We start from the raw sequence: 20413 nt of genomic DNA, 5'->3' as shown, positions 1-20413 counted from the left end.
GCGGGTCTGGGACGAGAGCTACGGCGGCGTCTACGGCGCCGAGAAGGTCTGGCGACAGCTCGTGCAGGAGGGCACCTCGGTGGCTCGCTGTACCGTCGAGCGGCTGATGCGCGCGATGGGCCTGCGCCAATAACCCGCACCGGGGTTGTTCGCTCGCCCAGGCGCACCCGTGTCACACCAATAACCCGCACCGGGGTTGTTCGCTCGCCCAGGCGCACCCGTGTCAAGCGCCAGTAACTTCTGACCCCGTTGCGTCACTAAAACTGACCCCCTCCGGGCTCCCGATTAGGATTTCTTCGTTTGGGTCAGGCCCGCCTTGCGGCGCTGCCTGAGCCGGAAGCTATCGCCCTGGACCATCAGGGTGTGGGCGTGATGCAAGAGTCGGTCGAGGACGGCTGCGGCGAGGACATCGTCGCCGAAGACCGTGCCCCACTGCGTCACGACCTGGTTGGTGGTGATGAGCATGCTGCCGCGCTCGTAGCGGCGGGCGACAAGTTTGATCCCGCCGCTCGAATAACCCGCACCGCCGCTCGAATAACCCGCACCGGGGTTGTTCGCTCGCCCAGGCGCACCCGCGCAACGGCCTTCGGCGAATAACCCGCACCAATAATAACCCGCACCGGGGTTGTTCGCCCGCCCAATAACCCGCACCGGGGTTGTTCGCTCGCCCCGAATCGCCCGCACCGGGGTTGTTCGCTCGCCCAGGCGCACCCGCGCAACGGCTGCCAGAAACCAGTGGGCTCAGACGATCCACACCGGGGGTCTGCGTGCGCGGCGCGCTTCGCTTCCATCCTCCTGGGACGGAAGGCCACCGGCACCGCGGGCGCGCGCGACGACCTGCGACGTCCAGAGCTCGGCAGCGCAAGACTTCGCCGGTGGCACTGGGAAAGCGACCCATACCGTCTCCGAGCAGCACGGCGGCACCTTCTCTCCAGCCGCCGGGACAGTGCCGACACCCTAGCTCGTTCCAGCGACCAGAACCGCGTGTCGCGCACGCATCGCGTAGGTACCGAACGGAAAGATGACGTCGCGCAGGCCAATCTTGAATTGCTCGTAGGCCGCGCGGTACTCCTCAAGGAAACTACGAAGGCGCCTGAGGGCCTCCGCTCGGGCCCACTTGTTCTTGGCGGCGATGCGCGGTGCGATGTTGCGGTGAGGTGCCGGTGTCCTGGGCTTCCCACCCGGGTCCTGCGTGAGCAAGGCGTGAATACCGAGAATCGCTCGGCCCGAGAGAGCGTGTTCTCGGCGCGCATCCGACTCACGCTCATGCACTGCCTGCCGAACACGCTCTACCAACTGATCATCCGTCAGATGCAAGAAGATCGAGGGTCTGCGGTGACGGAGTTCCAGTCGCTCGGGTACCGTGCCGTCGGTCCTGAAGAACACGGCGGGGCGTCGGACTATCCGGGAGGTTCCTGCCAGGTCCCGCGGCGAACTCCGCAGCCCGGGCCACTCGCGCCCGCGCCGTACGAGGCCGGACAGGACCGGGTTGGCCAGGCAGTAGGAGATCTTGTCGAGCACGTCCCGTTCACCCTCGAGTCGTACCGCACTGGGTGGCTCGGACGCCCATAGGTTCTCCCAGCGGCCGTAGGACGCATTGATGCACTTGGCAACGTAGACGTGAGCAATGCGCATGAACTCAGGCAGCTGACCCTCCGGGTCGGTCACCACGGCGTGCAGATGATTGGAGAGCACACAGATGGCGTGAATCTCTACGCCTGTGAGCTCCGCTGCCCACGCGAAGCAGAAGGCGACCACTTCATTGGTCCGCGTACACGGCCGCAGCCAGAATTGCCGCTGGGTGCAGCGCCGCGTTACGAGATAGGTGCTCCCGGCTATCACTTGTCGTGGCATGGACATGTACCCGTTCTCGGCGCGCCCTCGCAGCGGTTGCTTCCGCGGCACAACCCTCAGGGCACAACCCCGGCGAAGCGACGGAACGCGCAAATCAACCCGGGTGCGACAACTGCCGAACGCGCCAATCAACCCGGGTGCGACAACTGCAGGGTGCGACAACTGCAAATCAACCCGGGTGCGGCGACTAGCGGGTGCGAGCGACTAGACCCGTCGGGGCAGGCGCACGACAAAGGTCGCTCCGCGTCCGGGGGCGGACTCGACGGTGATGGCGCCGCGCATCTCGTTCACGATGCGCGCGCAGACGGCGAGGCCGAGCCCCGTGCCTTGCGGTTTGGTCGTGACGAAAGGCTTGAAGATGCGCTCGTGATCCTCCGAGGGAATGCCGGGCCCGCTGTCCGTAATGCGCACCGCCACCTCGCGGCCCGTTGCGCTCGTGTGCACCACCAACTCGCCCCCGTCGGGCATCGCCTGGACGGCGTTGACGAGGATGTTCAGCAAGACCTGCCGCAGCAGCAGCGGATCTGTGTCCACGGTCGGAAGCTGCGGATCGAGCTCCTCTCGCACGATTACTCCGTGCGCCTCGAGCTCGTGCTGGATCATGTGCAATCCTTCGACGAGCACGGCGTTGGCCAGCACCGGCTCGACGCGATCGAGCTTCGCTGGCCGCCGCGTGAGCAAGTGCTCCTCCACCATCTTGTTCAGCCGCTCGACCTCGACGAGCAGGGTCTCGGTAAGAGCGCGCGCCTTCTCCTGGTCGCCCGGTTGATTGCGTCGCCCGAGGCGCAGGATCTGCTGCGTGTTGATGGCCAGCGCATTCAGCGGAGTGCGGATCTCGTGCACCGCAAACGCCGCCAGCTCCCCCGTCACGGCGAGCCGCTCCAGGCGCCCATACTCCACCGCGAGCTGGCGCATCTTCTCCTCGGCCTCGGCGACCATGGCCGACTCGCGACGCAGCCGGCCGACGAGCGGCCGAAACAGGAAAAGCCCGACCAGCACGAGCAACGTCAGCGTGCCGCCGAGCGACCAGCCAGCGAGCGTTTGCAGGCGGCCCACCGAGCTATCGGACTCGCGCGCGTGCTCTGCCACGAGCCGCTCGAGCGACGAGATCAGCGCACGCTCGTGGCTCAATATTCCCGCCAGGACTGCGTCGATGCCACGAGACGACAGCGCCGCATCGTCCGTCGCCACAGCCCGGAGATAGCGGGCATACTGGGCCACCTCCGCCAGCAGGGCGCCTTGCCCTTCCGCACCGCCCGAACGCACGCCGCCGCGAAGCACAGCGTACTCCCGAGCCAACGTCTCAGCGTGTCGCTCCAGATCCTCCGTCGACCCTCGCAACGCCGACAAGGAGCGGGCGCGCTCGTCCGGTTCGCTCGCCGCCATCACCTTCAGCGCGTCGAACGAGGCCTGCTTGATGAGCCAGCGATGACGCGCCGTACGATTCAAGAGCGCCGCGCGACCGTGCCCGGTACTGATGCGCGCGGTGAGCAGACGGTAGGTGATCGCCGCCAGCGCTCCCAGCAGGACGAGCGCCACGAGGTAGGTCACGGTCACCGACCGCAGCGCTGATCCACTCGTTCGTGGGTCGGAAGATCGGGCCCCAGCGCCCGGTCCAGGTGCCTCGCCCACGCGCGTCAGATCGTGCTGGAGAAGGCCTGCGTCCTCGGTGCCTGCCGCAGGTAAGGATCGAAGACCATGGCGATGTTTCGCACCAGCATCTGCCCGAGGGGAGTGACCTCGACGGTGCGCCCCCGGCGGACAAGGAGACCCCCCTCCTGCATGGCGTCGAGCTCCTCGAGCTCTCGATCGAAGGCCTGTCCCGCGTCGATCCCGTGCGCCCGCGCCAGCTCGTCGAGGTCCACGTAGAAGTTGCACATCACGCGCTCGATGAGCTCCCGACGCACGCGGTCCTCGTCGGTCATGACCCACCCGCGCTCGGTAACGAGCCGACCCTCGTCGAGGCGCCGGTAGTATTCGGCGAGCGGCTTCAGGTTCTGCGCGTAGCACCCCGCCACATCGCTGATCCCGGTCACGCCGAAGGCCAGCAGGTCGCTCGAAGGCAGCACGGTATAGCCCTGGAAGTTCCGGTGCAGCCGTCGCGCCACGCGCGCGCGGCTCAGCTCGTCCTCGGGAAGCGCAAAATGGTCCATGCCGATCACGACGTAGCCGGCCGCGAGAAAACGTTGGCGCGCGTGCTGAAAGAGCTCGAGCTTCTCCGGCGGCCTCGGGATCAGCGCCTCGTCGAACTTCTTCTGGTGCGGGCGCATCCACGGCACGTGGGCGTAGTTGAAGAGCGCCACGCGGTCCGGGCGCATCCCGAGGACCTCGTCGAGCGTCCGATCGAACGTCTCGAGCCGCTGCTTCGGCAGGCCGTAGATCAGGTCGAAGTTCATCCCCTGATAGCCGATCTTGCGGGCGTACTCGTAGAGGCGCCGCGTCTGCTCCACGGACTGAATGCGCCCCACGTACTCCTGCACCTCGGCGGTGAAGTCCTGGATCCCCATGCTGAGGCGGTTGAAGCCGAGCCCCCGCAGGAGCGCAAGCTGCTCCGTCGTCGTCACGACGGGGTCGGCCTCGAGCGCCACCTCGGCCTCGGGCAAGATCTCGAAACGTGCGGTTACCTCGCGCCAGAGCTGAAGGAGCTGCCGCTCGTCGAGGAAGGTCGGAGTCCCGCCCCCCAGGTGGAGCTGAGCCACCTTCCGGCGTCGGCGGAGGTGCGCCCCGACGAGGTCCATCTCCCGCGCCACGTAACCGAGGTACCGGTCCACTCGCTCGTGTCGGTTCGTGACCACCACGTTGCAGCCGCAGTAGGTGCAGAGGCGACGGCAGAACGGCAAGTGGACGTAGAAGGAGACCGGCTCGTCGGCACGCGTGTCCGCGAGCGCCAGACGCCGCGTCAGCTCCTCCGGCCCGACCTCGTGTGTCCACTGGGTCGCCGGAGGGTAGCTGGTGTAGCGGGGGCCCGGCCGGGCGTACCGTTCGAAGAGCTCCGAGGGCAGATGTACGGCGATGCTTTCCATGCCCTCCAGCATGCAGCAAGTGCGCCGGGTTGCAAGGGTCGCCGACGCGCACCATTCCCCGAGATTTCGCGGCCCAGGAATCAACCCCGGTGGGGAGCGAATCAACCCGGGAGAGGGGGGGAGTCAGTTTGGCCCGGTTCCGGGCGGGGGAGCGGGGTGGTCGGGACAGGCTGTCACGCGCGGGGAGGAGGCCGGTTCGCGCAAGAACTGCGTGGTGGGCCAAGGGGTTGGGCGCGGCGCTCCACGCGCCGAGCCTTAACGGGACGCGGCAGCCGTCGATGGCCTGATCGTGAGCCGAAGCCGCGCCCGCACTCGCGAGGAGGTCATCTACCTCGACCACGCCGCGAGCACGCCGCTCGACGTGCGCGTGAGCGATGCGATGGTCGAGGCCGAGCAGGCCTTCTACGCCAACCCCCACAATCGCAGCCACGCCCCGGGGCGCGCCGCCGCACAAGCGGTCGAGCACGCCGCGCACAAGGTGGCCGACGCGCTCGGCGCCGCCCCCGACGAGATCCTCTTCACCAGCGGCGGCACCGAAGCCAACAACCTCGCCCTCCTCGGCGCAGCCCGCGCTCGCCCCGAGCGAGGACACCTCGTGACCTGCGCCACCGAGCACGCCTCGGTGCTCGAGGTCTGCCGCCACCTCGCCGCCGAAGAGGGCTTCCTCGTCACCGTCCTCCCCGTGGATGCCCGCGGCCACGTCGAGCTCGCCGCCCTCGAGGCCGCGCTCCGGCCCAACACCCTCGCCGTCTCGCTCATGTGGGTGAACAATGAGACCGGCGCGCTCCACAACGTCGCCGCCATCGCGCACCTCACCAGCGCCCGAGGGGTGCTCTTCCACTGCGACGCCACGCAAGCCGTCGGCCGCCTCCCCGTCGATATGCGCCACGCGGGCGTCGACCTGCTCACCCTCTCAGGGCACAAGATCGGCGGCCCACAGGGCATCGGCGCGCTCTACGTCCGACGGGGCACCCCGCTCGCCCCGTGCTTCTTCGGCGGCGGGCAGCAGCGCGGCCTGCGCCCCGGAACGCTGCCCGTTCCGCTCGTGGTCGGCCTCGGCGAGGCCTGTGAGCTGGCGCGAAACGACCAGGCCGTCACCGCAGCCTATCTCTCCGTCCTTACCGGGCGGCTGCGCGACGGGCTCACGAAGGCCATCCCGGGCACCGAGATCCTCACCTCCGCCGACGACGCCGCCCCCGGACTCCTGAGCGTGGCCTTCCCCGACGTGGAGGCCGAAGCGCTCCTCGCCCGCGTGCCCGACCTCGCGCTCTCCTCGGGAGCCGCCTGCAGCCAGGGCCACGCCCGCATCAGCCACGTCATCGAAGCGCTCGGCGTACCGCTCGAACTTCGCGCGTCCGTCGTGCGCTTCTCGCTCGGCAAGACCACCAAGGCCATCGAGCTGACCCAGGCCATCGGCCGGCTGCAGCAGGAGGTCGCGTTCCTCCGTTCCCTGACCGCGGCCGCGAAACACCCCCCGCTGTTCGCCTGATGCGAACCGAAGGAGCCCACCGGATGCACCCCGACCTCGACGCCCTCCTCGCCCTGCACTTCGACCAGGCCACGGGCCGGCGGCGCGTCCTCGACGCCGAGACGATCGTTCACTGCCACCACTACAACGCGCGGCTGCAGCGCACCATCGAATCGGCCTCCGCGGTGGACGGCAAGGCGATCGTCGTCTCCACTGCCGAGGGCGTCTTCGCGGAGCTCCTCGGCCGCGCCTTTCGATCGATAGACGGCGCGGGCGATCGCCGGGCCCTCGCCACGGCGCTCTACTCCACGCTCGGGTACGGCGCGCTCGTCGACGAATCGCTCGCCGAGCCGACAGTGGTCGCCACGCACTCTCACTTCGTCGAAGGCTGGGGGGCAGGCTTCCCCGAGCGGCGTTCGCCCGTCTGCTCCTTCACCGAAGGCTACCTGCAGGCCGCGCTCTCCCTCGTAGAAGGCGCCCCGGTCGGCGTGCGCGAGGTCGAGTGCATGGCCGCAGGCGCGAAGGTCTGCCGCTTCGCCGTGACCCGCGACCGCACGAGCCCGCTCGCGACCTTCCCGCGGGTCGCGCCCTGCGCCTGTCCTCCCTCGCTCGCCGGCGGCATGCGCTCGCCCACCGTTGACGAAGAGGCGATCGTCGCCGCGGTCGCCAAGATGCCGCTCGTGGGCAACGCGCAGGGACTGGTCCCGGCCTTCAACGTCTACCTCGCCAGCGTGCCGGCGGACTTCTACAACCTGGTCAGCGTGCGCTTCGTCGAGGAGATGGCGCAAAAGGGCCTCGGTCGCCCGGCGCAGGCGCAGCTCCAGCACGACGCCGAGACCTGCGGCATCAACACCTTCGGCGGGGTCATCTCGTCTCCCGAATGGGACGCGCTCGTCGGACCCATGCTGCGCGAGGAGCAGGACGCGCTCTTCGGCGTCGTGGCGGTGAGCAACGCGCTCGGCTGGGGCCGCTGGCAGATCGTGAGCCACGAGCCCGCCGAGAGCCTCACGCTCGCCACCTCGAACGGCTACGAGGCGAGCGGCCAGCTCGCGTATCGCGGCCGGAGCGCGGCGCCCTCCTGCTGGATGCTCACCGGCGTCGCGGCCGGCCTCATGGCGCTCATCTACGGCGCGGGCTCGGTGCGAGAGCGCTTCGGCCAGTTCCACGCGCTCGAGGCGGGCTGCCGGGGGACGGGAGCCGTCGCCTGCCGCCACGAGGTGGAGGTGCCCGAATGAGACCCCCGCCTGTCGTCACGCGCCCCTTTCGCGAGGAGGTCCTGGCCTGCCCCGAGCCGCAGACCTTCAAGTACTACCTTCCGCCCGAGGCGACCGAGCTGGCGTGGAAGCGCCTGGCTGCCGCGTACGGTCCCCCGACCCGGCAGGCCGAGCTGCCGCTCGTGACGCTCGAATCGTCCGCGCTCCTGCTGCGGGCCACGCTCTCGGGAAACCCCATCACGGTGATTCGCAAGCGCGGCTGCGCCCCCCAGGACCTGGCGGCCTTCCACGCGCTGATCGGCTACGAGGATGACGCGACCCCCTGACCGACGGTGCGTGACCACCGACTGCCTCGCCGCACCCTACGACGAGCGCTGCTCGCGCGCCATGCTCCTGCTCGACGGCCAGCACCGCGTCGTGGCGATGGACGCCGCCTTCGGTAGCTGGTTCTCCTGCGCCGAGGAGGCCGTGGTGGGCAGGGGCTTCGACGAGCTCGTGAGCCCCCTCGACCGCAGCGGACTCGCGGCGTACTACGCCGGGATGACCGGCGCCCGCGACGCCGAGCTGGATCTGCTCCTGACCCTCCGCGTGACCGACGGCGACCAGCTCGTGCGCGTCACGATCATGCCGCGCGGAAGCGACCGGCTCGCCTTCCTCGAGCTCGCGCAGCCGGGCGGGCTGCTCCACGAGCTCGCGCAGGCCCAGGAATGGTGGCGCACCGTGGTCCGCGAGGCTGCCGACGGCATCGGCATCCTGGACCCCGAGGGGCGCGTGCTCGAGCACAACCCGCGCTTCCTCGAGCTCCTCGCCTTTCGCACGGAGCACGGCGTCCCCCTCACCGAGGACTCGGTCAAGGGGAAGTCGCTCCTCGACATCTTCGCCTCGGAGGCCTTCGCCCCGCTGCGGAGCGCGCTCGAGGCTGCGAAGCCGCGCAACCGGCGTTTCGTCGGCACCGTGCCCCACGCGCGGAGGTGGCTGCACCTCGAGCTGACGCCGAGCTTCAGCGCCGGGCGGCGGCACCGCGGCTACAGCCTGCTCGTGCGCGACCGCACCGCCGAGGAGGAGCTGGCCCGCGCGCGGGAGGAGAGCGCGCACGCGGCCGGCATGGCCGAGATCGCCACGGGGGTCCTGCACAACGCGGGAAACGTGCTGAACAGCGTGAACGTGTCCGCCACGGTGGTCGGCGACCGGCTCCACAAGCTGCGGCTGGATGGGCTGCAGAAGCTGACCTCGCTCCTCACCGAGCAGGGGGAGGGGCTCGGCCGCTTCCTCACCGAGGACCCGCGCGGCAAGCTCGTGCCGAACTTCTTGCGCGAGCTGACGGCGCAGCTCGTGACCGAGCGACAGGAGCTCATCGGCGAGCTCAGCACGCTCCGGCGCCGCGTCGACCATTTGAAGCAGGTGATCTCGGCGCAGCAGAGCTACGCGCGAGGGACGCGCTCCGTGGAGGTCATGCCGCTGGCCGAGGCGGTCGACGCCGCGATCGCCATCGCCATCGGCGAGCTCACCGACTCGGGGCTCCTCGTCGAACGCGACTACGCCACGCTCCCGGCCTTCCCCATCGACCGCCACCGGGTGCTGCAGGTGCTGATCAACGTGCTGCGAAACGCCAAGCAGGCGCTGGTCGCCGCCGCGCCCGCGGAGAAGCGGCTCAGCGTCCGCATCGCTCCCGTGAATGGCTCCCGCGCGGCCATCACGGTCACCGACAACGGGCCGGGCATCGCCCCCGAGCACGCGGCGCAGCTCTTCCAGTACGGCTTCACGACCAAGGCCGAGGGGCACGGCTTCGGCCTGCACGCCAGCGCCGCCGCCGCCCGGGAGATGGGCGGCGAGCTCACCTGCACGAGCCCGGGGCTCGGACTCGGCGCGAGCTTCACGCTCGAGCTCCCGACGAACGCGACGCCGGAGTAACGCGCACGAGCCCGAGCAGCGCGCACGAGCCCGAGCAGCGCGCACGAGCCCGAGCAGCGCGCACGACGCCCGAGCAGCGCGCACGACGCCCGACTAGCCCGCCCGAGCCCCCGGACCTGGAACGCGCCTTGCTTCATCCCAGGGCATGCGCCACACGATGCGACGAGCAGTGGTCCTCCGCCTGCCCTGCGGTCTCTTCATGGGTCTCTTCCTCGGGGCCCTCGTAGGCCTCTCGGGAGGCTGCGCCCGGCCCCCGCGCACGGGCCCACCACCCGAGCGCGGGCTCGAGGGGGAGCGAGCGGCCACCTCCCCCTCTCGCCGCACCTCGGAGAACCGGCCCCGCTGGGGTGCCACGCCCGAGAGGCGGCCCTTCGAAGAGGACGCGATGGACCTCGGCGCCTACGCCGCGCGCAGACGCGCGGGGGATCCGGGCAGCCCGCGGCAGCCTGCGGCAGCGCTCGGCACGAGCCCTCTGCCGAGTAGCGTCGCGAAGGGCGCGAGCACCGCACCCGGCGTGCCGCTCGATTTCTGGGATCAGGTCGGCTCGCTCCTCGAAGGAAGGCCGCCCGGCGCTACACCTCTGGGGTCCCCCCGTCGGTCTGCGGGGGATGCACCGTGAGCACGGGGCAGCGCGAGCGCTGAACCACCCGCTCCGCCACGCTGCCGAGGAGCAGGTGCGTGAGCCCCCGCCGCCCGTGCGTGCCCATCACGATCAGGTCGTAGCCGTTGTTCTCGGCCAGCTCGATGATCTTCCGCAACGGGTCCCCGCGCTCGATGAGCACGCGGATCGGCACATCCCCGACGTTCGGCGCGTCCTGAAGGAAGCGATCCATCTCCTTCGAGACCTGGGTCCGCGTGTACTCGGCGAGGGTCTGCGGCGCCTCGCCCGGGGGAAAGACCATCACCTCGGGGACGATGTAGTGCGGCGTCTCGAGGATGTGCAAGATGTCGACCTCCGCCGCCAGCTTGCGGGCCAAGGCCGCCGCGTGCTGAAGCGCAGACCACGAGCACAGCGAGAAGTCCACGGGGACCAGAATCCGTTTGACGTCGTAGCTCATACGGCCCCTCCAGCGCGCGTTGCGCCCATCTTAGTCGAAGCAAGGCCCATTCCAAGCCCGATCCACCGCCCGATCCACCGCCCGATCCACCGCCCGCGCTCACCGCCCGCGCTCACCGCCCGCGCTCACCGCCCGCGCTCACCGCCCGCGCTCACCGTCTCCGGGCGGCTCCGGGCCCCTCCGGCCGGGCCCCCGGAGCGAAGTTCTCCGGCGGCGGCGGCGAAGGCGTCTGCCATTCGAGCGTCTGGCCCCCCCAAGGATTCGTGGGTGCCGCGGCTCCACGCCGGAGCGACCTCCCGAAGGTCACGAAGGTCATCGCCAGCCCCGCCGCGAGCACGAGCTGCCCCCACACGGCCAGCACGCGAAAGCTCCAGGGAAGCATGGCCCCGGGCGCCGCACCGCCATCCGCTCCGCCGAGCGCCAGCACGCCGCCGAACCCGAGGAGCAGGCCGAGAAGCTGGAGCCCCCAAGCGAGGCGCGCCCAGCCTTCGTGCACCATGCGTCCGGTGAACTTGGGCCACCAGTGGTGAAGCCCTCCGAGGAAGGCCATGGCCGTCCCGCCGAACAGGGTGACGTGGAAGTGGCTGAGCTGGTACGCGCCGTGGGCCGCCGTCGGGCCCCCGGGGCGGAGCGCGACCCACACTCCCGACAGGAGCCCGAGCCCCACGCACACCACGAAGGAGAGCGCGTAGAGCCCGGCCACGGACGGGGCGCGCCGGAGCGGGAGCAGCGCCGGCGCCCAGCCGAGGAGGAGCACCAGCGCCGGGAGCGCGGCCGCCGCGAGGAGCAGGGGGCTCAAGCTCGAGGCGCGGGGCCCCGTGGCGCCGAGGAAGACCAGCACCTCGTACGCGAAGCCGCCCACGCCGAGAGCGGCCAGAAGGCCCACGCAGACCATCACTGCCCGCCGGCTGAGCGGAGCCCGCCCTCCGTGCACGAGCAGTAGCTCGCCGACCACGCCGAGCGCCGGCAGGTTGGCCAGGTAGATCGCCGGGTGCGAGTAGAACCAGAAGAGCTGGTGGGCCATCGCTGCGCCCCCGAGCTCGAGGTGCTCGACGAGTCCGAGACGCCAGGCCTCGAGGCCGCCCACGAGCGCCACCACGGGGAGCGCGACGGTCACGAGAAGCTGCGCCGCCGCCGTCACGTAGAGCGCAAAGCCCAGGTAGCTCACGCCCGAGAGCGCGCGATGCGGGCCCGGACGCCCGTGGATCGTCGCCGCCAGGTTCGCCCCGTTCAGTGCGGAGGAGAGCCCGAGGAGGGCCACCGCCGCCGAGTACACGAGCGCGCGACGCTCCGGCTCGGCGGCGAAGGGGCGATAGAAGACCCAGCTCGGCCCGCTGCCTCCGAGCGCGACCGCCGCGAGCAAGGTCGCGCCGCCCGCCACGTAGAGCCAGAAACCGACGAGCGCGAGCCGCGGCCAGGCCACGCGACGGAGCCCCAGCATGAGCGGCAAGACCAGGTTCCCGAGCGCCCCCGGGATGGCCGGCACGACGAACAGAAAGACCATTCCGAGGCCGTGGAGGTCGAGGAGCTTGTGCCGGAGCTCGGGGCCCACGAGCGGCAGCGATGCTACCGGACCCGCGAGCGCAGCCACGACCGCGGCCAGCGTCCCGAGCGAGAGGAAGCCGAGCGTGGTCCCGAGATAGAGCAGTCCCAGGCGCTTGTGATCGTGGGTCAGAAGCCAGGCCCGGACCCCGCCGGGCATCGCGAGATAGCTCGCCGGTGCGACCGGAAAGATCGGAAAGCGATCCGCGCCGGGTCGGGTGCGCATCACCCCACCTTGCGCAGCGTGAGCTCGTCCCCCGACGACACCCCCGCGACGGCTGTCTCCTTGGCGCCCGCCAAGCGGTCGAGCTCCTCCTTCTCGATCACCTCCACCTCGAGCAGGCGGGCCGCAATCGCCGCCAGCACCTCGCGTCGGGTCACGAGCACGCTCTTGGCCCGCTCGAGCTCCGTCTCGACCAAGCGCTTGATCTCCGCGTCCACCAGCTCGGCGGTGCGCTCGCTGTAGAGCTGCTCCCGCGGCCAGGCGGGCAGTTCCCCCCCGAGGAAGCGTGGGCGACCGTCGCCGCCGAGGCCGAGCGGGCCCAGCGCCGGGCTCATGCCGTACTCGAGCACCATGACCCGCGCCAGGTCCGTCGCCCGCTTGAGGTCGTTCGACGCCCCCGTGCTCACCGCGCCGAAGACCAGCTCCTCGGCCGCCCTCCCCCCGAGCAGCGTGGCCAGCTTGTCCTTCAGCTCCTCCTCGCGCATCAGGTAGCGGTCCTCTAGCGGGAGCTGCAGCGTGTAGCCGAGCGCCGCGTACCCGTGCGGGATGATCGACACCTTGTGCACCGGCTCGGCGTTCGGCAGCGACAGCGCCACGAGCGCGTGCCCCGCCTCGTGGTGGGCGACGATGCGCTTCTCGTCGGGGTTCATACAGCGGTTCTTCTTCTGGAGCCCAGCCACGACGCGCTCGATGGCCGCCTCGAAATCTTGCAGCTCCACCGCGTCGGCGTTGCGCCGCGCGGCGAGAAGCGCCGCTTCGTTCACCACGTTCGCCAGGTCCGCGCCCGCGAACCCGGGGGTGCGCGCCGCCACCTTGTCGAGGTCCACATTCGCGCCCAGCTTCACCTCCATCACGTGCAGCTTCAGGATCTCCGCGCGCCCCTTCTTGTCCGGACGGTCCACCAGCACCTGCCGATCGAAGCGCCCCGGCCGCATGAGCGCCGGGTCGAGCACCTCCGGGCGATTAGTGGCCGCGAGCACGATGAGCCCCACGCGCGGGTCGAAGCCGTCCATCTCGGCGAGGAGCTGGTTCAGCGTCTGCTCGCGCTCCTCGTGCGCCCCGGTGTAACCGCCCCACCCGCGCGACTTGCCGAGCGCGTCCAGCTCGTCGATGAAGATGATGCACGGCGCCGAGCCCTGCGCCTGCTCGAAGAGGTCGCGCACGCGCGCCGCGCCCACGCCGACGAACATCTCCACGAACTCGGACCCCGACAGGTTGAAGAAGGGGACCTTGGCTTCGCCCGCGACGGCCCGCGCGAGCAGGGTCTTGCCCGTCCCCGGGGGTCCGAGGAGCAGCACCCCCTTCGGGATCTTTCCGCCGAGGCGACGGAACTTGTCCGGGTGCGCCAGGAACTCGACGATCTCACGCAACTCCTCGACCGCCTCGTCGATCCCCGCCACGTCGGAGAAGGTGATCCCCGTGTCGGACTCGAAGTGAACGCGGGCCTTGCTCTTCTCGAAGGCCATGAGTCCCCCCGAGCCCTGCCGCATGGCCCCCGCGGCTCCGCGAAAGAGAAACCAGACGATCCCCACCCCGAGGAGCAGCGGCGCGATCCAGACCCAGAAGAGCTGACCGAACCCCGAGGAGGCCGACCACTCGTAGGGCACCCCCGCCTCGTCGAGGAGCTTCAGCAGCGCCGCGTCGTCGGGGACGCGCCCCGCTTGCCACGGACGCACGGCCTTCTCCTTGGCTCCCTTGGCGGCCGCGCGGGGAAAGGCACGCACCCAGTCCGGCGAGAGGGTCACGCGCTCGAAGCGCTTCTCGCGCACTCCCTGCTTCAGCTCGCTGTAGGCCACGCGCTGCACGTCGCCGCGGTCGAGACACCGCTGCAAGACCATCACGCCGACGAGCCCCGCCACGAGCCAGATCAGAAACGAGCTCGTCCCGAGGGGAAGACGGCGTTGCGGCGCCCCGTCGGGAGACTCCCGGGGCTTCTCAGGTCCCAGGCGCAGGCTCTTTCGACGGTTCGCCATCGGGCCTCTCGCGGGGTCGGCGCGCTAGCGACGCTCCGTGGCGGTCTTCTCGTGTCGCAACGTGTAACGCTTGCTGCGCGCTACGGGCTTCTCGACTCCGCGACCGATGAGCTCGAGCAGGTCGGCCACGGTGACGATCCCAACCAGCCTCTGCCCGTCCACGATCGGCAAGCAGCCGATGACGTGGCCCCGCATGAGATTCGCGGCCTCCCGCACGGTGGTAGTGGGCGACGCGGTGACCACCGACTCGGTCATCAGCTCGCCGACGGTCGTGCCCACGCGCCGGTGCATCCCGCGCGGGCCCCCGAGGTCCCGGTCGGAGATTACGCCGACCACCCTGCCCTCCTCCACCACCACCAGGTGATGCACCTTGTGCACCTGCATCGTGGTCCAGGCCTCCTCGGCCGCACCGTCCGGCGCTACGTTCAGGACACTCGCCGTCATGATGTCTTGAAGCCGCATCTGCTCCTCCCTGCACGGCGCTCCGCCGTGAACCCCCATCCCTGTGCCTTCGTCGCAGGAGGTGCAATCGTCATTCCAGCACGGGGCGGTGCGGCGCCACGACGCACCTCGTGGAACGCGTCTTGCTATTAACCAGCGTGAACCCAGAAGCGAGGATGGCGATGGTGAGTGTGCAAAAGATACTCGTCCCGGTGGACTTCTCGGAGTGCTCGTGGGCCGCCATGCGCTACGCGGCGTTCCTGGCGGCGAAGCTGGGCGCCACGCTCGATCTGGCCCACGTGTGGGAGCCTCCGCGGCACGTCGCGCCCGAGGTGATGATCCGCCGCCCCGGAGAGCCGGATCAGCGCTTGGTCGACTTCGCGCGCAGTGAAGCGGGCACGCAGATGCAGCACTTCCTGGCCGACCTCGAGCGCGAGGGGGTCGCGGGGGCGCAGGGCTGGCTCGAGTCGGGCGACGTGCTGGAGAGCATTCTCGGCCTCGTGAAGCGCGAGGGCTACGACCTGATCGTGATGGGCACGCACGGGCGACGTGGCCTGGCGCACCTGGTGATCGGCAGCGTGGCCGAGAACGTGGTTCGCCGGGCGAGCTGCCCCGTGATCACGATCCACGGCGCTCCGGGACGTAGCCGCGCCACACCGCCGGTCCTTTAGTCACTGCGGGGTGACTACACAGAGGCCGTGCGCGGCTTGAACCAGGTCGCGGCGCGGTACTCCGCCTCGGCCTGGGTCCAGGCCCACTCCGCGTCCTCGTCGGAGGTCTGGTCGAGAAGCTGCGCCGCTCGCACGCGAACGTACTCCATGACCGCCTCGGGCAGCGGATCTCGCAGCCCGCGCGGCCGGGGGCGCGGAGGCAGACGCTCCCGTTCCCCCTCCCATGATGCATACAGCGACATGGTCCTCCTCCCTTCGATGCGCTACGCGCGTCGTAGTCAACCAAGCAAGCGACGTACCACCGACCGCAACGGGCCGCCTCGCGAGGAGATGGCCGCCGACGGCTTCCGCGCGCTCTCGGGCGGTCTGGGTCAGAGAGGGGCCGGCTCGTCGCGCCCCTCCAGGCCCCGGGGTCAAGGTGGCCCCAGTCTTCGCGCTGCGCCCCGTGCGGCCGAGTCATCGGGGCTCTCACCGCAACGGCCGATCCGCAGGAAAGCGGATCTGCTCCGAGGTCGCGCGAGCTGCACGGGCCGCGCGGGCCGGCAGCGTACGCAGCCCGGCCTCGCGGCCGGTGGTACGTCGATTGCTCCAGCCTGAGGGATGGGCTGGTTTCGCCGCGCCTCTCGCTCCAGCGTACTCGCGCTGCTCGTTGCGGCAGGGTGTGCCACGCAACCCGGCCCCGCGGGACCTCCCAGCACGGAGAGTCGCCCGCGTGACGGGGCGTACCGCTGGCTTCCGGCCGCGCGTCAGCTCGACGCGGCGCTGGCAGAGGTGACGGCGCGCGTGCTCCCGAGCGTGGTAGGCGTGGCCGCCGTGCGCACGTTCCAGCGCCCCCCCGGCACGGGAAACGACGAGGGGCCGCTCGGCGCTGCCCCCGGGTCCTCCTTGCACCGCGAGGCGGCGGCACCCGGTCCCCCGGCGCGAGAACGGTCCGTGGGCTCGGGGGTCATCGTCTCGCGCGAGGGCCTCGTGCTCACGAGCCATCACGTCGTGGAGCTCGCCACGCGGGTCGAGGTCACGCTGCTCGACGGGCGAACCTTCGCGGCGACGGTGGTCGGCACCGACCCGGAGACGGACCTCGCGCTCCTTCGGCTGCGAGCGCCGCCCCCCGGACTTCGCCCGTTGCCCCTCGGAAACTCCGACCGCGCCGCGCTCGGAGGCCTCGTGCTCACCGTGGGCAACGCCTACGGCGAGGGGCACGCGGTAGGGCTCGGAGTCATCGCCGCGCGGCGGCACATCAGCCTCGGGGCGATCGCGGACGAGGAGTTCCTGGTCACGGACGCCGCGATCACGCCGGGCAGCTCGGGGGGCGCGCTCGTGAACCTGGATGGAGCGCTCCTGGGACTCAACGCCGCCTTCCTCTCCCCGGGCGGCGGCTACCAAGGGATCGGCTTCGCCGTCCCGTCGAGCACGGTGGCTCCGATCCTGGCGGGGCTGCTCCGCCGCGGTCGCTTCGTGCGAGGCTGGCTCGGCGCGGAGCTTCGCGACCTCGGCGGCGATCGCGCCGCGCTCTACGGGCTACCGGGCGGCACGGGGGTCGAGGTCGCGTCGGTGGCGACGGGTGGCCCTGCCGAGCGCGCGGGGCTGCGCGCCGGGGACGTCCTCCGCTCGCTCGGGACCCAGAGCACGGGCACGGGCCGCGAGCTCCGGCGCGCCCTCGGTCGCCACGAAGCCGGCACGACGGTGGCGGTAGAGCTCGTGCGCGGCGGGCAGACCCGCTCGGTGCGCGTGCGTCTCGCCGAGGCTCCCCCGCGGACCCGCCCCGGCCTGCACCTCGGCGAGCAAGACGGGCCCCTCGGCGGCTTCACCATCGGCGAGCTGGACACCGCATCGCGACGCCAGCACCAGATCCCGCTCGCGATTCGCTCGGGCGTGGTGGTCCTCGCGGTCAGCTCCACGGGACGCGGCGCCTCGTCCGGCCTCGTGCCTGGCGACGTGCTGCTCGCGCTGAACGGCGCGCCGCTCGCCTCCACGGCCCGTTTCGGCGAGGTCTATCGACGGAGCGCCGGCCGCTTCCTGCTGGTGCTCTACTACCGCAACGGGAGCGTGGTCTACACCATGCTCCGTCCGTAGCAGCCGCGGAGAGCCGCGCCGAGAGCCGCGCCGAGAGCGACGCCCTAACCCCCGAGCGCCGCGATCTTGAGCTGGCGCGCGCGCTCCTTCAGAAAGGCCCGGCCCCGTCGCGCGGCCTCCATGGCCCGGTCGCGATCGTGGTCCCCGGCGATCTCGAGAATCATCGCCCCGTGAAAGCCCCCACGGTCGAGCTGCCCGAGGAGCTCGTCCCAGGAGATCTGTCCCTCTCCGGGCGGCAGATGATCGTCACGCTGCCCGCGATTGTCGCTCACGTGCAGCATCCACAGGTGTCCGGAGAGCTTGGGAACGGCCGTCTTCAGGTCCCCCGAGAGCGCCGCGTGCCCCGTGTCCAGGCAGCAGCCCACGTCGGTGCTCGAGAGCGCGCCCATGATCCAGAGGAGGTCGCGCACGTGCCCCGAGAAGAGGTGCGGGAGCATGTTCTCGAGGACCAGCGCCATCCCGAGCTCCCGGCAGCGCCGCGCCACGGTATCGAGCACCATCACGGCCCGCTCGAAGCGTTCGAAGCGCTCGGCCGGGGGCATCCCGCCGCGCTCGGGTCCCGGGTGAATGACGAAGTAGCGCACCCCGAGACGCGCCGCCGACTCCGCGGCCTGGAGCATCTCGCGCTGCGAGAAGTCGCGGTGCCCCGCGTCCAGCGCCGTGATGTCGATCCGCTCGGCGAAGGGGGCGTGAAAGGAATAGGCCTCGAGACCGAGCTCCTGGATGCGCTGCGCCGCGCGCTCGACCGCCTCGCGGTCGTGGTAGTCGAGGTGCGCCGGAAAGGAGCAGACCTCGATCTTGCCGAAACCGCCCTGCCGGATCGTCTCCAGGCAGTCAAAGATGCTCGTCTGGTAGAAACAGCCGGTTGACAGGCCAATGGGCCAATCGCTCATGGCAGATCCTCGCGCGTAGGGACTCGCGGTACGGGACCAGATTCGCGGTGCAGCTCGAATCCAGACAGTACCCCTTCTCGCGACTCGACTGGCAGTTGAAATCCACGAGCTCGTCCTCGCCGGCCACGACCAGCCCGGCGAAGAGGCGGGTGTAGAAGTCCGCGCGCGCGCCCGGGCTGTAGTGCTCCCACATGCCGCCCCAGGCGTAGTCGCGCTCGAACTTGGAGCGGAGCAGCCCCGCCACGTGCCGGGGATGCCACCCCAGGCCGAGCAGGGTACGCACCACGAGCTGCATCCCCGTCGGGGTGAGCAAGAGGTCGTTCGGCTGCTCGAGGATGATGCGGATGCACGGAGGGAGCGCGTCCGCCGGCAGGAGGTCGTAGGTCTCGGGCCACGCCTGCGGCGGGTCGGGCTCCTGCTGATAGAACCAGTCGTGGAAGCGCGCGAGCCGTCCCCCCGCGTACTCGAGGGCCAGGCGATGGGTGCCAGCCGAGGCGTCCGGAATGCGCGTGTGGCACCGCTCGGCGAGCGCTTCGACGGCCAGGGGGTCGCGCATGGTCTGCAGCGCATCGCGCTCGCTGAGCCCCTCCGCGGGGATGACCCAGAGGGGGGGCAGCGCCTCCACGTGGAGCTCGCCCATCACCTCGCGCTGCTGCTGGAGCTTCAGGTACGGGCTGAAAGGAAGGCGAATGGCCCGCGTGTGGAGCGGGTCGCCGTACTCGGAGATGTCGATCGAAACCACCTCTCGCCCGCGCTCCGAGGGTCCCGCCGCGACGGCCGTGAGCTGCACCGGGACCGGGGAACGAGGCCCCGCCGCCCGCTGCACGCGGTGCGCGAGGTACTCCATCACCAGGCCGAGGCCCGAGAAGGCCGCCCCGAGCTCCAGCTCCACGTTCTCGCCGTTCGGCCCCTCCACCTGGCGGTAGCGCTCCTCGAGGTAGCGCGGCACGCGCCCGAGCTGCACCAGCCGGTGGTAGGCCTTGGTGGCCCGCCGCACGCGCCAGACGAAGTGATGGCCTCGGCCCGTGACGAGCTGCAGGGCCGCGATGCCGAGGCGCGCGAGCTCGTGGCGAATACTCTCCACCACGGGGCGCTGCGCGGCGAAGGCCCGCTCGGGCGAGAGGTAGGGCTCGCAGGGGAAGTCGAAGTTCACGTACTCGACGTCCAGGTGCACGATGAGGGACGCGCGATCCCAGAGCGAGCGGTAGACCTCGCACCCGCGCTCGACGGAGCGCCAGAGCGTCGCGGGGGGCCGCGGGGGATAGCGCAACGGCCCGCTCCGCTCGTCGGCCGCGGCCACGTACACGGCGGCGGAGCGCTCGAGGGACGGGCCACCGAGAAACTCGAGCATCCGCGCCTGCACGGCGGTCAGCGCGTGTGCGTGAGCTCCCGTCCGGGGCGGGCGCAAGCGAACCGGCTTCTTCGTCTGGCAGAGCGCCGTCTCGAACAGGCGCACGACGTCGGTCATTGCTGGGCCACTGCCTGGGCGGCCTTGGGGGGCCCCTTCGGGCCGCGCACGGTGAGCACCGGGCAGGCCGCCCGCCGCACCACCTGCTCCGCCACGCTCCCGAGGAAGAAGTGCGAGAGCCCTCGGCGCCCGTGCGTGCCCATCACCACCATGTCGTAGGCCCCCGACTGCGCCTCTTCCAGGATCGACGTGACGGGCTGACCGAGCACGATCTTGGTGCGGACGAGCTGCCGCCGCTCGGGGGAGAGGGCCGCGAGGAAGCGCTCCATCTCCTTCCCCGCCTCGGCCATCGCGTAGTCCGACAGGCTCTGCTCCTGGTTTCCGGGGAAGAAGATCACCATCTCGGGCAAGACGTGCTGCGGCGGCTTCCAGACGTGCAGCAGCACCAGGGTCGCCGAGGTGCGCGTCGCCACCTCGAAGGCCTGGTCGAGCGCGGCCCACGAACAGGACGAGAAGTCCACCGGGACGAGGATTCTGGCCATCATCATGCACTCCGCAGGAGCCCAGTGCGAGAGGCTGCAAGGCACGTTCCACGGAGAAGAGGGCTCCGTTCTCCGCGGCGTGGGGCAGGCGTCCCGGCACGAAGCGGACCGGCGCGACC

General features: G+C 70.8%; 18 protein-coding genes and 1 pseudogene. 7 read left to right on the top strand and 12 right to left on the bottom strand.

What is annotated here, in order from left to right; all coding sequences use genetic code 11:
* A pseudogene (locus tag IT371_22225) lies at window positions 1-127 on the top strand (IS3 family transposase).
* 158 nt (window positions 128-285) lie between these two features.
* Here the strand turns inward: IT371_22225 and IT371_22220 are convergent.
* The 4 genes from IT371_22220 to hemN all read right to left on the bottom strand — a co-directional run bounded on the left by IT371_22220 (window position 286) and on the right by hemN (window position 4877).
* Window positions 286-465, bottom strand: a complete 180-nt coding sequence (locus tag IT371_22220) for an ATP-binding protein (GenBank protein ID MCC6750397.1) — start codon at window positions 463-465, stop codon at window positions 286-288.
* A 492-nt stretch (window positions 466-957) separates the two neighbouring features.
* Entirely contained in the window at window positions 958-1860 is a 903-nt protein-coding gene (locus IT371_22215) for a hypothetical protein (GenBank protein MCC6750396.1), read from the bottom strand.
* A gap of 198 nt (window positions 1861-2058) precedes the next feature.
* A complete protein-coding gene (locus IT371_22210; protein MCC6750395.1) occupies window positions 2059-3411 on the bottom strand; it encodes a hypothetical protein in 1353 nt (450 codons plus the stop codon).
* Window positions 3412-3491: 80 nt separating this feature from the next.
* Window positions 3492-4877, bottom strand: a complete 1386-nt coding sequence (gene hemN, locus IT371_22205) for an oxygen-independent coproporphyrinogen III oxidase (GenBank protein ID MCC6750394.1) — start codon at window positions 4875-4877, stop codon at window positions 3492-3494.
* Between the two features lie 289 nt (window positions 4878-5166).
* Here hemN and IT371_22200 point away from each other — a divergent pair, with 289 nt between their 5' ends.
* From IT371_22200 to IT371_22185, 4 genes are read left to right on the top strand one after another with little or no spacing between them, the layout of a single operon-like run.
* Window positions 5167-6366: a cysteine desulfurase gene (locus IT371_22200; protein ID MCC6750393.1), complete on the top strand. Its 1200-nt coding sequence runs from the start codon at window positions 5167-5169 to the stop codon at window positions 6364-6366.
* 23 nt (window positions 6367-6389) lie between these two features.
* Window positions 6390-7580 carry a hypothetical protein gene (locus IT371_22195; protein MCC6750392.1) on the top strand — a complete coding sequence of 397 codons (1191 nt, stop codon included), beginning with the start codon at window positions 6390-6392 and terminating at the stop codon, window positions 7578-7580.
* A complete protein-coding gene (locus tag IT371_22190) occupies window positions 7577-7885 on the top strand; it encodes a hypothetical protein (GenBank protein MCC6750391.1) in 309 nt (102 codons plus the stop codon). The genes IT371_22195 and IT371_22190 overlap by 4 nt, the downstream gene beginning before the upstream one ends.
* Window positions 7869-9470: a PAS domain-containing protein gene (locus IT371_22185; GenBank protein MCC6750390.1), complete on the top strand. Its 1602-nt coding sequence runs from the start codon at window positions 7869-7871 to the stop codon at window positions 9468-9470. The genes IT371_22190 and IT371_22185 overlap by 17 nt, the downstream gene beginning before the upstream one ends.
* A gap of 572 nt (window positions 9471-10042) precedes the next feature.
* Here IT371_22185 and IT371_22180 read toward each other — a convergent pair.
* The 4 genes from IT371_22180 to IT371_22165 form a co-directional block, all read right to left on the bottom strand.
* Window positions 10043-10528: a universal stress protein gene (locus IT371_22180; protein MCC6750389.1), complete on the bottom strand. Its 486-nt coding sequence runs from the start codon at window positions 10526-10528 to the stop codon at window positions 10043-10045.
* Window positions 10529-10679: 151 nt separating this feature from the next.
* Complete coding sequence (locus tag IT371_22175; protein ID MCC6750388.1) at window positions 10680-12296, bottom strand: cbb3-type cytochrome c oxidase subunit I; 1617 nt, start codon at window positions 12294-12296, stop codon at window positions 10680-10682.
* Window positions 12296-14266, bottom strand: a complete 1971-nt coding sequence (ftsH, locus tag IT371_22170) for an ATP-dependent zinc metalloprotease FtsH (GenBank protein ID MCC6750387.1) — start codon at window positions 14264-14266, stop codon at window positions 12296-12298. The genes IT371_22175 and ftsH overlap by 1 nt, the downstream gene beginning before the upstream one ends.
* Window positions 14267-14290: 24 nt before the next feature.
* The gene (locus IT371_22165; GenBank protein ID MCC6750386.1) at window positions 14291-14728 is read right to left on the bottom strand and encodes a CBS domain-containing protein; all 438 of its coding nucleotides are present in this window, start codon (window positions 14726-14728) and stop codon (window positions 14291-14293) included.
* 161 nt (window positions 14729-14889) lie between these two features.
* Between IT371_22165 and IT371_22160 the strand changes: the two genes are divergently transcribed.
* Window positions 14890-15378: a universal stress protein gene (locus tag IT371_22160; protein MCC6750385.1), complete on the top strand. Its 489-nt coding sequence runs from the start codon at window positions 14890-14892 to the stop codon at window positions 15376-15378.
* Between the two features lie 14 nt (window positions 15379-15392).
* Here the strand turns inward: IT371_22160 and IT371_22155 are convergent, their stop codons facing one another.
* Window positions 15393-15620 carry a hypothetical protein gene (locus IT371_22155; protein MCC6750384.1) on the bottom strand — a complete coding sequence of 76 codons (228 nt, stop codon included), beginning with the start codon at window positions 15618-15620 and terminating at the stop codon, window positions 15393-15395.
* 358 nt (window positions 15621-15978) lie between these two features.
* On the opposite strand from IT371_22155, the gene IT371_22150 reads away from it, so the two are divergent.
* Window positions 15979-17451 (top strand): trypsin-like peptidase domain-containing protein, encoded by a 1473-nt coding sequence (locus tag IT371_22150; protein MCC6750383.1) that lies wholly within the window; start codon window positions 15979-15981, stop codon window positions 17449-17451.
* 44 nt (window positions 17452-17495) lie between these two features.
* Here the strand turns inward: IT371_22150 and IT371_22145 are convergent, their stop codons facing one another.
* From IT371_22145 to IT371_22135, 3 genes are read right to left on the bottom strand one after another with little or no spacing between them, the layout of a single operon-like run.
* Entirely contained in the window at window positions 17496-18344 is an 849-nt protein-coding gene (locus IT371_22145; protein MCC6750382.1) for a sugar phosphate isomerase/epimerase, read from the bottom strand.
* Window positions 18286-19812, bottom strand: a complete 1527-nt coding sequence (locus IT371_22140) for a hypothetical protein (GenBank protein MCC6750381.1) — start codon at window positions 19810-19812, stop codon at window positions 18286-18288. The genes IT371_22145 and IT371_22140 overlap by 59 nt, the downstream gene beginning before the upstream one ends.
* Window positions 19809-20300: a universal stress protein gene (locus tag IT371_22135; GenBank protein ID MCC6750380.1), complete on the bottom strand. Its 492-nt coding sequence runs from the start codon at window positions 20298-20300 to the stop codon at window positions 19809-19811. The genes IT371_22140 and IT371_22135 overlap by 4 nt, the downstream gene beginning before the upstream one ends.
* Window positions 20301-20413 lie beyond the last annotated feature (113 nt).

The sequence above is a fragment of the Deltaproteobacteria bacterium genome (assembly GCA_020848905.1).
In the GTDB taxonomy this organism is placed as follows: domain Bacteria; phylum Myxococcota_A; class Polyangia.
Note: the sequence above shows the minus strand (reverse complement) of the source record. Positions and strands in the feature narration are given on the sequence as shown.